Origin of the sequence: Pseudomonas sp. NFX71 (assembly GCF_048079215.1) — a bacterium.
GTDB lineage: Bacteria > Pseudomonadota > Gammaproteobacteria > Pseudomonadales > Pseudomonadaceae > Aquipseudomonas > Aquipseudomonas fluorescens_B.
Window position 1 is genome coordinate 3,637,223 of sequence record NZ_CP182230.1, and the last position, 13,438, is coordinate 3,650,660.

Annotated in this window: 14 protein-coding genes; 6 read left to right on the top strand and 8 right to left on the bottom strand. The window is 58.9% G+C overall.

What is annotated here, in order from left to right:
* Positions 1–7: 7 nt before the first annotated feature.
* From scpB to rluB, 3 genes are all read left to right on the top strand, one after another.
* Positions 8–982, top strand: a complete 975-nt coding sequence (gene scpB, locus ACM1ZW_RS16775; protein WP_017337141.1) for an SMC-Scp complex subunit ScpB — start codon at positions 8–10, stop codon at positions 980–982.
* Positions 983–1,021: 39 nt separating this feature from the next.
* Positions 1,022–1,213, top strand: a complete 192-nt coding sequence (locus ACM1ZW_RS16780; protein ID WP_017337142.1) for a DUF1289 domain-containing protein — start codon at positions 1,022–1,024, stop codon at positions 1,211–1,213.
* Positions 1,214–1,368: 155 nt separating this feature from the next.
* On the top strand, positions 1,369–2,637 hold the full coding sequence (gene rluB / locus ACM1ZW_RS16785) for a 23S rRNA pseudouridine(2605) synthase RluB (RefSeq protein ID WP_017337143.1): 1,269 nt from the start codon (positions 1,369–1,371) through the stop codon (positions 2,635–2,637).
* 154 nt (positions 2,638–2,791) lie between these two features.
* Here rluB and ACM1ZW_RS16790 read toward each other — a convergent pair whose 3' ends face one another.
* Entirely contained in the window at positions 2,792–3,757 is a 966-nt protein-coding gene (locus tag ACM1ZW_RS16790; protein ID WP_416738918.1) for a leucyl aminopeptidase, read from the bottom strand.
* A 69-nt stretch (positions 3,758–3,826) separates the two neighbouring features.
* Positions 3,827–3,964 carry a hypothetical protein gene (locus ACM1ZW_RS16795; RefSeq protein ID WP_017337145.1) on the bottom strand — a complete coding sequence of 46 codons (138 nt, stop codon included), beginning with the start codon at positions 3,962–3,964 and terminating at the stop codon, positions 3,827–3,829.
* Positions 3,965–4,859: 895 nt separating this feature from the next.
* On the opposite strand from ACM1ZW_RS16795, the gene ACM1ZW_RS16800 reads away from it, so the two are divergent.
* Positions 4,860–6,272 carry an amino acid permease gene (locus ACM1ZW_RS16800; RefSeq protein ID WP_416738919.1) on the top strand — a complete coding sequence of 471 codons (1,413 nt, stop codon included), beginning with the start codon at positions 4,860–4,862 and terminating at the stop codon, positions 6,270–6,272.
* 132 nt (positions 6,273–6,404) lie between these two features.
* Positions 6,405–6,818: an alternative ribosome rescue aminoacyl-tRNA hydrolase ArfB gene (gene arfB / locus ACM1ZW_RS16805; protein WP_017337147.1), complete on the top strand. Its 414-nt coding sequence runs from the start codon at positions 6,405–6,407 to the stop codon at positions 6,816–6,818.
* Here the strand turns inward: arfB and ACM1ZW_RS16810 are convergent.
* From ACM1ZW_RS16810 to phhA, 6 genes are all read right to left on the bottom strand, one after another.
* Complete coding sequence (locus tag ACM1ZW_RS16810) at positions 6,815–8,029, bottom strand: MFS transporter (protein ID WP_416738920.1); 1,215 nt, start codon at positions 8,027–8,029, stop codon at positions 6,815–6,817. The genes arfB and ACM1ZW_RS16810 overlap by 4 nt on opposite strands.
* Positions 8,030–8,133: 104 nt before the next feature.
* Positions 8,134–8,316, bottom strand: a complete 183-nt coding sequence (locus ACM1ZW_RS16815) for a hypothetical protein (RefSeq protein ID WP_008030471.1) — start codon at positions 8,314–8,316, stop codon at positions 8,134–8,136.
* A 78-nt stretch (positions 8,317–8,394) separates the two neighbouring features.
* Positions 8,395–8,526 carry a hypothetical protein gene (locus tag ACM1ZW_RS16820; RefSeq protein ID WP_017337149.1) on the bottom strand — a complete coding sequence of 44 codons (132 nt, stop codon included), beginning with the start codon at positions 8,524–8,526 and terminating at the stop codon, positions 8,395–8,397.
* 316 nt (positions 8,527–8,842) lie between these two features.
* Positions 8,843–10,036 (bottom strand): amino acid aminotransferase, encoded by a 1,194-nt coding sequence (locus ACM1ZW_RS16825; RefSeq protein WP_416738921.1) that lies wholly within the window; start codon positions 10,034–10,036, stop codon positions 8,843–8,845.
* Entirely contained in the window at positions 10,036–10,392 is a 357-nt protein-coding gene (locus ACM1ZW_RS16830; protein ID WP_017337151.1) for a 4a-hydroxytetrahydrobiopterin dehydratase, read from the bottom strand. The genes ACM1ZW_RS16825 and ACM1ZW_RS16830 overlap by 1 nt, the downstream gene beginning before the upstream one ends.
* Before the next feature lie 104 nt (positions 10,393–10,496).
* Complete coding sequence (gene phhA / locus ACM1ZW_RS16835; protein ID WP_017337152.1) at positions 10,497–11,288, bottom strand: phenylalanine 4-monooxygenase; 792 nt, start codon at positions 11,286–11,288, stop codon at positions 10,497–10,499.
* A gap of 280 nt (positions 11,289–11,568) precedes the next feature.
* Here phhA and ACM1ZW_RS16840 point away from each other — a divergent pair, with 280 nt between their 5' ends.
* Positions 11,569–13,131, top strand: coding sequence for a sigma-54-dependent phenylalanine hydroxylase transcriptional regulator PhhR (locus tag ACM1ZW_RS16840; protein WP_017337153.1), 1,563 nt, complete (start codon positions 11,569–11,571; stop codon positions 13,129–13,131).
* Positions 13,132–13,438: the final 307 nt, after the last annotated feature.

Below are 13,438 nucleotides of genomic sequence, written 5' to 3' on the forward strand. Positions count from 1 at the left end.
TTGAATCATGAACCTGACTGAACCCCGCGAGCTGGCGCCACTGCTTGAAGCCTTTCTGTTGGCCTCGGGAAAACCGCAATCGCTTGAACGCCTGTTCGAACTCTTCGAAGAGGGCGAGCGCCCCGAGCCGCCAGTCTTCAAGAAAGCCCTGACGATTCTCGCCAAGTCCTGCGACGGTCGTGCCTTCGAGCTGAAGGAAGTCGCCTCTGGTTATCGCCTGCAGATCCGCGAAAAGTTCTCGCCGTGGGTAGGACGTTTGTGGGAAGAGCGCCCGCAACGTTATTCCCGTGCCATGCTCGAAACCATGGCACTGATCGCCTATCGCCAGCCGATCACCCGGGGCGAGATCGAAGACGTGCGCGGTGTGGCGGTCAACAGTCACATCGTCAAGACGTTGCTGGAGCGGGAGTGGATTCGCATCGTCGGTTACCGGGATGTGCCGGGCAAACCTGCGATGTTCGCCACCACCAAGGCTTTTCTCGATCACTTCAACCTGAAGAATCTTGACGATTTGCCGCCACTCGCCGAACTGCGCGAGCTGGAGCCAGACCCGGTGCTCGATTTCGACGACGCGCCGGTGCCGGCCGGGTTGCAGGAACTGGCGGATGCCAGCGCTGAGCCGGAGGAGCCCAAGGAAGAAACCAGTTTCCATACGCTGTTGCTGGAACTGGACACCATGGAGGAGGGGTTGAAGACCGACTTCGATGACATTCTGCGTGATAGCGCGGTGACCGGGACCGAAGAGGTTCTGGAGTTGCCGGCACCGGAGATTGAAGCTGAACTTCCGGTTGAGCCAGAAGCCACAGTTGAAGAAGAGCTTGAGGATGACGTGCTTGGCGTCGCCGAGGCGCGCGAGAAACTCCTGGCGGCTGTCGCTGCCCTTGAACAGGCGAAACCCGAGCCCGAGTTGAGTGACGAAGAAGCCGAAGCCAAGGCTCTCGCCGAAGCCATCGAAGCCGAACGCCGCGAGTTCGAAGACTGATCCAAATCCCACAGGGATTGGTGTCGAATGGAGTGATTGATGAGCTCAACCAAAGACCCCTGCATCAGCGTCTGCAAATTCACCGACGACATCTGCCTCGGCTGTGGCCGCAGCAAGCGCGAGATCAAGGCCTGGAAGAAGCTCGACAAGACCGACAAGCGCACAGTCCTCGCTGAAGCTTCGTTGCGCTTGATCAAACTCGGCGCCACCGGTCGGCGGAAATCCAGGTAACTGGCCATTCATCAGCTAGTCTCTGATGCGCAAACGCTCCCATGAGCGTATGATTCGCGACCCTTCGGCGATCCCTTCGCCCGAGTAAAAGCTTTCAACTCTTCAGGACCCTCACTTCAGAGCCGCCTGAACAGACCACACCGGGAGGTGCCCAGATGAGTATCAACGACCAGAAAGACGACCAGGAAATCGGCCCAGCAGGCGAAAAACTGCAAAAAGTCCTCGCCCGTATCGGCGTCGGCTCGCGCCGTGACGTAGAAGCCTGGATCAGCCACGGCCGCATCAAGGTCAACGGCAAAGACGCCACCCTTGGCCTGCGCGTCGACCTGCATGACGCCATCACCATCGATGGCAAGGTGATCAAGCGCGAAGAAGCCGCCGAGTCGGTACGCCGCGTGATCATGTACAACAAACCCGACGGTGAAATCTGCACCCGTGACGACCCTGAAGGCCGTCCGACCGTGTTCGACAAGATGCCGCGTCCGAAAGAAGGCCGCTGGATCAACATCGGTCGCCTGGACATCAACACTACCGGTCTGCTGATGTTCACCACCGACGGTGAGCTGGCTAACCGCCTGATGCACCCGTCCTACGAAATGGACCGTGAATACGCGGTACGTGTACGTGGCGAAGTCGATGACGAGATGATCGAGCGCCTGAAGGCAGGCGTGGTCCTCGAAGACGGCCCGGCCAAGTTCACCGACATCAAGCAGGCGCCCGGTGGCGAAGGTTTCAACCACTGGTATCACTGCGTGGTAATGGAAGGGCGTAACCGTGAGGTTCGTCGCCTGTGGGAATCTCAGGGCCTGGTGGTCAGCCGCCTGAAACGCGTGCGTTTCGGTCCGGTGTTCCTCAACTCGGACCTGCCGATGGGCCGCTGGCGCGAAATGAGCCAGTACGAAGTCGACATTCTGAGTGCTGAAGTGGGCCTGACCCCAGTGGCCATGCCGCAGATGAACGCCAAGAGCAAAGACAAGCTCGAACGTATGCAGCGTAAATCGTCCCGTCCGGTCGGCAAGACCGAGCGCGTGCGTACACTGCGTCCAGCGACCGGCGCTCCGGCAGCGGGTCCGCGTCCTGCACGTGAGCCGCAGATCGAAGGCGAGCGTCCGTCGCGCAAGCCGGTTGCTCCGCGTGCCGATGGCGAGCGCGGTCCACGCACGCCACGTCCGGCCAACGGTCGCACCGAGCGTGGCGAAGGCCGCGGTGCGCCAAGCGGTGGTCGCAGTGATCGCGGTGCTCCAGCCGGTCGCGGTACGCCAGTGGCCGATCGTCCGTCCGACACCAAGCGCCCGGCCAAACCGGCGCCGAAGAAACGCCCGGGCATCGTCCTGGTCGACAAGGATGCACCATCGGGCAAACGCCGCGGTGCGCCAGCCGGTTCCGGCCAGCGTCCAGGCTTTGGTCGTCGCAAGCCTGAGTAAGCGGTAAGCGATACATGAAAAACGCCAACCTCAGGGTTGGCGTTTTTTTTGGTCTGGCAATAACCGGTCTTCAGAGTGCAGGTAACCTGTGGCGAGGGAGCTTGCTCCCGCTGAGTCGCGCAGCGGCTCCAGGCTCCCTCGCCACAGGGGGGGGTTAGAACACAAACCGTCCATCAAACAGCGGCTCATCATCCAGCGCCAACACGCCATTGGAGAAGATCAGATCCAAATGATGGCTACCCTTCGCTCCACCCCCCAACCCCAGATGCAACCCGCAATGGCGTTCCTCAAATCCGGCATTGCGCGCATACAACGCCTTGATCCCTTCATTGGTGCCGATCCCCAGCTCCTCGATCCGCCGATTCGACGGATTGGCGTCCAGGTACTTGTTGAAATCGTGTTCCAGTCCCGGCACTTCAGTCGCAATTCTGCCGATGGTCGAGTTCTCGATCCATAACTCCAGCGGTGATGCCAATACTCCATATTTGCGCGCAAACGGAATAGTACTGAGAAATGTCCCCATGAACTTAACCCGGCCATTAATGGCTTCGCTGTGGGTGGCAATTTCACCGGGTGCCAGATCAAAGTTGCCGACACCATTGATGTCAGTCCACTTCTTGATACTGCTCAACGGTGTTTCAAACCAGGAGCCGTGGTCATCCTTGAAACTTAACGTTGTTGCGTGGGACATGCGCTGGATCAAATGGCTGTTCAGTCCGGCAATGCGCTGCGGGGTGACACTGAACGTGTCGTAGAAGTAATCACCGTAATCCTTGAACAGCAGCGACTTCCTCCAGTTCTCGGCCATCACGCCTTGCAGGGCGCGGACAAAATCCGGGCCGTCGGGGCGTGGATTCGGCAGGGTGGAGGAGTCGTAGAAAAAAATGTACAGATCGCTGTCGATAATGGCCTGAGCCAGCAAATCCGCGGGTTCGAGGTCCAGTCGCAGCGAGCTGAAGCGAAATGGCTGGCTGTCGGATGCCTGTTCGGCAATGGCGCCGGTCAGTGCTGCGTAATCAGCGGTGTGGCCCAGCAAGATCTTCGCCGGATTGAGGCCGGCAAGGGCCGGGTGATGTTCGAGGTAGTAAAGGAAATGCGAAATGGCGCGTGGCTTATCCATGTAGTCCTCCCTGACAAACCGAGCGAAAGTGGCAGGCACAACCGGCCGGACCGTGCCTGCCGGGATGACTTACAGAGGCCACATCGCCGTGCCGAACGGAACTACCGCGTCGGCTTGCATCATTTCAACGGCGGCTTCATGGGTCGGTGCTTCAAACCAATCGTCCAGTTGCAGTTCAGTTTCCAGGTCTTTTTCCATTGCTTGCATGGTGAATCTCCTAGATGACTTTTGAGTAAGAACAACTTGCCAGTCGAGGCGGCTCGGCAAGTCGCTGAAAACCTAGTTCACTGGTTTTTGAAACGCAAAAAAATAATTAAATAAGATTTAATTGAACTTTTTGTTCTGTTTTTTAAATAGAAATTTATTAATAGAAAACAAAAAACTAAGCAGGCTTTTTCCTTAGGAAGCTTCCTATCGTCAATTTGCAGTCGTCCTACAGTTATGTCTGATTTGGCAAAGTTTCGTTACGGCATGTAAAGGAATGCTGACGAAATTGCGCGCTGAATCCCATGGATTCGCGTCTTCGGGAGAGGTGTAAGGAAAACCTGCCGCCAGCACGCCGATTGATCCCCGCAAAAGGCTCTGGCGCGCTTGTTTCAGCGGCGCTGGAAGGGTGAGATGCGCGCCATGCCTGTCGTGCAGGTGCATAACAAGAAGGAGGCGCGATGTACGCCGTGACTGATCTCCATCTCTTCCCGTGGGACGGTTTTTCCATCGTTCACGCCCATGACCCGCAAAGGTCTGACTCATTTTTTGCAGCCGCCCGAGACCCTCGAGGCGGACACAGGCAATCCCGGCAACCGACACGCTGATCCAGCGGGTCTGGCAGCAGGGGGTTGGCGGTGTACAATGCGCCGCGTTTTACCTGTGACCTCCTGCGCAGCTGCGCAAACCTCAAGGCTATCCGCCTTGTTCACTCCGCCACGTCACGAGCGTGTCGGGTTCGATTTCGTCACAGATAAAAACAAACAGGTGACGCATGACTGTTGTAAATACGCTGAACTCCTGGTGCCTGCGCTGGGGTTTGATCGGCGCTGCTTAAAGTTGCAACCGAGCAGCAACGTCTACTGAACATCATCAAACCTTGCGTGAGACCCTTTTCATGAGTGGACAAAACTCGCATTCAGGCGAGCTGAAACGCGGCCTGAAGAATCGTCATATTCAACTGATCGCCCTCGGTGGCGCGATTGGTACCGGCCTGTTCCTCGGCTCGGCCGGTGTACTCAAATCCGCTGGCCCGTCGATGATCCTCGGCTACGCCATCTGCGGCTTCATTGCCTTCATGATCATGCGCCAGCTCGGCGAAATGATCGTCGAAGAGCCGGTGGCCGGTTCCTTCAGCCATTTTGCGCACAAATACTGGGGTGGTTTCGCCGGTTTCCTGTCGGGCTGGAACTGCTGGATTCTGTACATTCTGGTGGGCATGTCAGAGCTGACTGCGGTCGGCAAGTACATTCACTACTGGGCACCGGAGATCCCGACCTGGGTTTCGGCTGCCGGATTCTTCGTCCTGATCAACCTGATCAACCTGGCCAACGTCAAAGTCTTTGGTGAGGCGGAGTTCTGGTTCGCGATCATCAAGGTGGTGGCGATCGTCGGCATGATTGCCCTGGGCAGCTACTTGCTGGTCAGCGGTCACGGCGGTCCGGAAGCCTCGGTGACCAACCTGTGGTCCCACGGCGGTTTCTTCCCGAACGGCGTCAGCGGTCTGGTGATGGCCATGGCGATCATCATGTTCAGCTTCGGCGGCCTGGAAATGCTCGGTTTCACCGCAGCGGAAGCCGACAAGCCGAAAACCGTGATTCCGAAAGCGATTAACCAGGTGATCTACCGGATCCTGATTTTCTACATCGGTGCGCTGGTCATTCTGCTGTCGCTGACGCCTTGGGACAGTCTGCTGGCGACCCTGAACGCGTCCGGTGATTCCTATAGCGGCAGCCCGTTCGTGCAAGTGTTCTCGATGCTCGGCAGCAACACCGCGGCGCACATCCTCAACTTTGTGGTCCTGACTGCGGCGCTGTCGGTGTACAACAGCGGCACCTATTGCAACAGCCGCATGTTGCTGGGTATGGCCGAGCAAGGCGATGCGCCGAAAGCCCTGGCGAAAATCGACAAGCGCGGCGTGCCGGTGCGTTCGATCCTTGCCTCGGCTGCCGTGACGCTGATTGCAGTGCTGCTGAACTACCTGATCCCGCAAAATGCGCTGGAGCTGTTGATGTCGCTGGTGGTGGCCACGTTGGTCATCAACTGGGCGATGATCAGCTATTCGCACTTCAAGTTCCGCCAGCACATGAACAAGACCAGGCAAACGCCGCTGTTCAAGGCCCTGTGGTACCCGTACGGGAACTACATCTGCCTGGCGTTCGTGGTGTTCATCCTCGGCGTGATGCTGTTGATCCCGGGCATTCAGATCTCGGTGTATGCGATTCCGGTGTGGGTTGCGTTCATGTGGGTTTGCTACGGCATCAAGAACAAGCGCAGTGCCCAGCATGCGTTGCAGGCTGCAGTGAAATAGCGCAGCGCGCAGAAACGACAAACCCGGCCATGTGCCGGGTTTGTCTTTTTCGGCCTACACAAAGCCCTGTGGGAGCGCGTTCTTGCCATTCATTCGCGGTATCCTGAAAGACCTCAACCCGGACGCTTTTCCATGCTGGTGATTTCCAACAACGTGCATCTGCCGGATGCCGAGATCGAATTGACAGCCATTCGCGCCCAGGGCGCCGGTGGGCAGAACGTCAACAAGGTCTCCAGCGCTGTGCACTTGCGCTTCGACATCCCGGCCTCGTCCTTGCCCGAGTTCTACAAGGAACGGCTGCTGGCGCTGCGGGACAGTCGCATCACCAGCGAAGGGGTGTTGATCATCAAGGCTCAGCAATACCGGACGCAGGAAGCCAATCGCGCCGATGCGCTGGAGCGGCTGATCGAGTTGATCCTCAGCGCCACCAAGGTCGAAAAGAAACGTCGTCCGACCAAGCCGACCCTGGGCTCGAAAAAGCGTCGGCTCGAATCCAAGACCAAGCGCGGCAGTATCAAGGCCGGGCGCGGCAAGGTCGATTTCTAGCGCGCTGCTCTTTCTTCGCGGTGCTTTTCATTAAGGTGCTTGGGGGCTTGCCGGTACAAGTAAACACTCAGGGCCAAACCGCTCAGGGCGGCGAGGGCGGCGAAAAGGAAGATCGAGGCAAAGCCGAAACCTGCCGCAATCGCACCCGCCAACGGCCCGGTAATCCCCAGTGACAAATCGATGAACAGCGAATACGCCCCGACCGCCGCACCACGGCTCGACGCTGGCACCAGATTGACCGCTTCCACCCCGAGTGCGGGGAACACCAGCGAAAAACCAAAGCCACTCAGCGCCGCACCCGCCAGTGCCCAATGCGCATCTGGCGCCAGCCACAGGAGCAACAGCCCCAGGGTTTCCACCGACAGGCAGGCAATCGCCACGCGAAACCCGCCGAGACGGTTGATCAGGTTGCCGAACAGCAGTCGCGCGCCGATGAAACTGGCGCCGAACAGGCTCAGGCACAGCACCGCGTTGTCCCAGTGTTGCGTGGCGTAATACAGGGTGATGAACGTTGCGATGGTGCCGAAACCGATGGAACCCAGCGCCAGACCGCAACCATGCGGCAGCACGCGCCCCAGCACATGCATGAACGGCAGGCGCTCACCAACCACAATGGGGGCTGCGGTCTTCGGCCAGGCCAGCGCCAGGCCCAGGACGGCCAGCAACATGATGCTGACGCCCATGCTCCACAAACCCAACTGGCTCACCAACAACACCCCCAGCGGTGCACCGACGGCCAACGCGCCATAACTGGCGATGCCGTTCCAGGAGATGACTTTAGCCGTGTTCGCTGCACCGACCCGGCCGATGCCCCAGCCAATCGAACCGGAACCCACCAGGCTTTCCGCGCTGCCAAGCACCAGACGACCGATCAGCAGGCTGATCAGACTCAACACCGGCAGGCTTTGGGTCCAGGCTGAAACCAGCATGAATACACCACTCAAACCGCAACCGGCAAGGCCATACATCACCGCCAGTTTGCTGCCCTTGTTATCGATGATTTTCCCGGCGTAAGGACGGCTGAGCAGAGTGGCCAGGTATTGCACGCTGATCACCAGCCCCGCGACCACCGCGCCGAAGCCGAGTTCGCTGTGGACGTAGCCCGGCAACACAGCCAGGGGAATGCCGATATTGAGGTAGCCGATAAAGGTAAAGAGGACGATGGAAACAACTTGCAGCGTGACCGCCAGGGGGCGCTGTTTTTCAGACATGGGAAAAGGTCCACGGGGAAAGCAGGATAGATAGGCTGCTTATGATAGCGGCGCGAGCGGCCGCGAGGCGTGGAAAAGTAAAACTATTTGCCGGATGGGGTGTTTCAGGGCTTGGCGGGAGCGACCAGTTGCGTGGTGACCAAGGCGGCCAGGGCATTTTCTTCGCTGCCGAATCGGGCGAGCAACGCCGCTTGTTTCTCGGGGGAAAGGCGATTCCAGATCTCGATCATCTTCTCGGCGGTGCCGATCAGGACGCTGGCCTGGGTCTCACTGAAGTCATCGGTCATGGTTGTGCAACTCAAGGGTTCAGGCGGTGTGGAAAGCGCATGTTAGCGCTTTCCACACGGTCTGGCATTGCGGGTGTTTCAGTCTTCGCTGTCGGCCTGGCGGCGTTCAGTGGCTTCTTTCGGCTCGGGCTGTTGGGCACCGGCTTGCTGCGGGGTTGTCTGCTCAGTTTCGTGCAGGCTTGGGAAGGGGAGATTAGGGATCTCGTGCATGTTTCGCGCTCCTCGCAAAGTCTGTTGATAGATCTGGTAGATCCGCGCTTTTAAAAAGCCTGGGCAGGATACAGCAGCAGAAATGACAAATAGACTTTTATATCCATTTGTTGCGACGGGTGGGATTGTCTAGACAGGTGTGGACCAGATTCGCGAAACCAATGTGGCGAGGGCGCTTGCCCCCGCTCGAACGCGCAGCGGTCGCAAGGAATGCAAACGCGGTTCATCGGTAAAAACTCATTGCCTGCATGGGGCCGCTTCGCAGCCCAGCGGGAGCAAGCTCCCTCGCCACAGGGGAGCCGGCCATTGTTTCACATTACTTGCAGACGTCGGCGATAGCCTCAGCCAGCAGATCCAGACGCGTCGCATCAATCCCCGCCACGTTCGCCCGGCCGGTACCGACCATGTAAACGCTGTGATGATCGCGCAGCTGTTTAACCTGATCCGGCGACAGGCCGGTGTAGGAAAACATCCCGCGTTGCACACCAATATGCGCAAAACGCTCACGCAAACCATGCGGCTCCAGCGCTTCAACCAGACCGCTGCGCAGTTGCGCGATACGCAAGCGCATGGCTTCCACTTCATCGGCCCACAGGCTTTTCAGCTCCGGATCGCCAAGAATCGTCGCCACTACGGCAGCGCCATGATCCGGCGGCGTCGACCACAGGTTGCGGGCGATGTTGGCCAGTTGGCTGCGAATATCCACCAGTTTTTCAGCGGTTTTCGCGCAAACTATCAGCGCCCCCGTGCGATCCCGGTACAGCCCGAAGTTCTTCGAGCAGGAACTGGTGATCAGTACTTCCGGCAACTCGGCAGCAAACAAACGGGTCGACCACGCATCCTGTTCCAATCCATCGCCGAAGCCCTGGTAGGCGAAGTCGATCAGCGGCACCAGATCACGATCGCGCACCACGTCCAGCACCCGGCGCCAGTCGTCATGGGACAGATCGAACCCGGTCGGGTTGTGGCAGCAGGCGTGCAACAAAACCACATCGCCTTTCGGCGCGTCATTGAGCACCGCCAGCATCGCTTCAACATCGAGGCGGTTATCGCTGCCGACATAAGGGTAATGATTAACCTTGACCCCGGCCGTGGCGAAAATGGTTTCGTGAATCGGCCAGGTCGGGTTGCTCAGCCACACGCCGCGCCCCGGCAGGCACTGGGCGATGAAATCCGCGCTCAAGCGCAACGCGCCGGTGCCCCCCGGCGTCTGGGTAACGCCGGCCCGTTGTTCGGCGATCAGTGCAGAGTCAGCGCCGAGCACCAACTCATTGATGACCTTGCCGAATGCCGGTTCGCCGTGACCGCCGATGTAAGTCTTGGTGGTCTGGCGATCCACCAGGCGCTGCTCGGCGAGCTTCACGGCCTGGGGAATCGGCGTCAGGCCGAAGGCGTCCTTGTAGACGCCTACGCCAAGGTCGAATTTGCGCGGGTTCGGGTCCTGCGCATAGGCCTCCATCAGGCCGAGAATCGGGTCGCCGGGTACTCGACCTATGGCGTCGAAATGCATTATTTGCGGCCCTCGGCGTCCTTGGCCACTTCGTCAGTGCGCGCGGCCATGATGAAATCGTTGCGGTGCAGGCCCTTGATGGAGTGGCTCCACCAGGTCACGGTGACTTTGCCCCACTCGGTCAGCAGGCCCGGGTGGTGACCTTCGGCCTCGGAGATTTCCCCGACCGCGTTGGTGAACGCCAGGGCGTGCTTGAAGTTCTTGAACAGGAAAACCTTTTCCAGCTGCATGATGCTGTCGCGAACTTCGATGTTCCAGTCAGGGATCTGCTTGATCAATACCGGCAGTTCTTCGTCGCTGACCTGGGGGGCGTCGGCGCGGCAGGCTTCGCAATGGGCTTGGTTCAATGTGGACATGGTGTGTTCCTGAAATCGAATGATTGGAAATCGGCCGTCAGTGTCACCACGCTAAACCAAAGCGTGGGTTCCTGACAGGCTCACTTGATTCTAAAAGCTACGGATCACGCGGCTTTTGGTTTGGGCGGAAATTTCGGGGCGTGCAAGCCCAGCTGCATGCCTTGCTTGACCATGCCCATGATGTCTTCGTGGGCAAGATCGAACAGGCGCTTGAGGTTCGGCAGGACAAAGTACAGCGGTTGCAGGATGTCGATGCGATACGGCGTACGCATGCATTCCAGTGGATCGAACGGCTGATGCTCAGGTTCGTCCGACAGGCAGTAAACGGTTTCTTTCGGCGAGGAGAGAATGCCGCCGCCATAGATGCGTTGGCCTTGCGGGGTATCGACCAGGCCGAACTCGATGGTCATCCAGTACAGACGCGCCAGGTAAACGCGTTCTTCCTTGGACGCCTGCAGGCCGAGTTTGCCGTAGGTGTGGGTGAATTCGGCGAACCAGGGGTTGGTCAGCAGCGGACAATGACCAAAAATCTCGTGGAAAATGTCCGGCTCTTGCAGGTAATCCAGCTCCTCACGGGTACGAATAAACGTCGCCACCGGGAACTGCTTGTTCGCCAGCAATTCGAAAAAGGTCTGGAACGGAATCAGTGCGGGAACCCGGGCAACTTGCCAGCCGGTGGTTTCGCCAAGGACCTTGTTGATCTCACCGAGTTGCGGAATGCGGTCGTGGGGCAGACCGAGTTTTTCGATACCGTCCAGGTATTCCTGGCACGCACGCCCTTCGATCACTTTCAGTTGGCGAGTGATCAGCGTGTTCCACACCGCGTGTTCTTCGGCGGGGTAGTCGATAAAACCTTGCGCATCGGGCTCGCGAGCCACGTATTGCGTCTGCTTCATGCTGCTCTCCTGCTAGGGGATTTCGTTCTTGTTATGTCCTGCCATGGACCTAGAAATACCCCAGGAATTTCGATGTGGCAGCCCATGAACGCCATAGCGCGTAGGAAAATTCGTCGAATTTCGTAAAGTTTTCGTTACGGAAAGGCCGGTATGGCGCAGCGCTTGAGATTTTCGGGTTTGAAAAGGCTCACAGGTGTCACATAATCTTGACGACTAAGTTGGCCCCTGCGCAGAAAAATTCCCGCAATGGGCCTCGATCACTCACGTTTCGGGCCTTTATATGCGTATCAAAGTCCACTGCCAGAACCGCATCGGCATCCTGCGCGACATTCTCAACCTGCTGGTCGAGTACGGGATCAACGTCGCTCGCGGCGAGGTCGGTGGCGAACATGGCAACGCGATCTACCTGCATTGCCCGAACCTGATCAACATTCAGTTCCAGGCGCTGCGTCCGAAATTCGAGTCGATTGCCGGTGTCTTTGGCGTCAAGCGCGTAGGACTGATGCCCAGCGAGCGTCGGCATATGGAACTCAATGCGTTGCTCGGCGCCCTGGAGTTTCCGGTGCTATCGATCGACATGGGCGGTTCGATCGTCGCAGCCAACCGTGCAGCGGCGCAGTTGCTCGGGGTGAGGGTGGATGAGGTGCCGGGGATTCCGTTATCGCGGTACGCCGAGGATTTCGATTTGCCGGAGCTGGTGCGCGCCAACAAATCGCGGATCAATGGGCTGCGGGTCAAGGTCAAGGGCGATGTATTTCTGGCCGACATCGCGCCGCTGCAATCGGAACATGACGACAGCGAAGCCATGGCCGGCGCGGTGTTGACGCTGCATCGTGCCGACCGGGTAGGGGAGCGCATCTACAACGTGCGCAAACAGGAACTGCGCGGGTTCGACAGTATTTTCCAGAGTTCAAAAGTGATGGCCGCCGTGGTTCGTGAAGCACGACGCATGGCGCCACTGGACGCGCCGCTATTGATAGAAGGCGAAACCGGCACCGGTAAAGAATTGCTGGCGCGGGCCTGTCACCTGGCCAGTCCACGGGGGCAGTCGCCGTTGATGGCGCTCAACTGCGCCGGTCTGCCGGAGTCGATGGCCGAGACCGAGTTGTTCGGCTACGGTCCCGGTGCATTCGAAGGGGCGCGGGCCGAAGGCAAGCTGGGGTTGCTGGAGCTGACGGCGGGGGGAACGCTGTTTCTCGATGGCGTGGGGGAAATGAGCCCGCGCTTGCAGGTGAAGTTGCTGCGCTTCCTGCAGGACGGTTGCTTCCGCCGCGTAGGCAGTGATGAAGAGGTTTATCTGGATGTGCGAGTGATCTGCGCGACTCAGGTCGATCTGTCGGAGTTGTGCGCGCGAGGCGAGTTTCGCCAGGATTTGTATCACCGTTTGAACGTACTGTCGCTGCACATCCCGCCGCTGCGCGAATGCCTGGATGGTTTGACGCCGCTGGTGGAGCATTTCCTTGATCAAGCCAGTCGGCAAATCGGTTGCCCGCTGCCGAAACTGGCGCCGGCGGCCATGGACCGGCTCAGTCATTATCATTGGCCGGGCAATGTCCGGCAGTTGGAAAACGTGTTGTTCCAGGCGGTTTCGTTGTGCGAAGGCGGGACGGTCAAGGCTGAACATATTCGACTGCCAGACTATGGCGTGCGTCAGCCGCTTGGCGATTTTTCACTCGAAGGCGGACTGGATGCAATTGTCGGGCGCTTTGAAAAAGCGGTGCTGGAGCGTTTGTATTCCGAGCATCCGAGCAGTCGGCAGCTGGGCAAGCGGTTGGGGGTTTCGCATACCACCATTGCCAACAAGTTGCGTGAGTATGAGGTGGGTAAAGAGCCTGGCGCCTGAGCAGAGACCGTCAGGTCTTTGTGGCGAGGGAGCTTGCTCCCGCCGGGCTGCGCAGCAGCCCCAAAAGAACGGCCGAGGTCTGACAGGCAGATAGTGCCGAGGGTTTTGCGGCCGCCGCGCGCCCGAGCCGGAGCAAGCTCCCTCGCCACAGGGGTGAGTGCATCAGAAAGGCCGACCCTTGCCACTTACCGGCATAACACCGCCGGTTTTTCGTCTTCAACACAATCCCCCATTCCCCTCTGACCCCCTCAAGTCCTTTGTTTGCCGGGCCCCGCGCCGCCAGAAAAAAGTTGGTCTGCAAATTGCT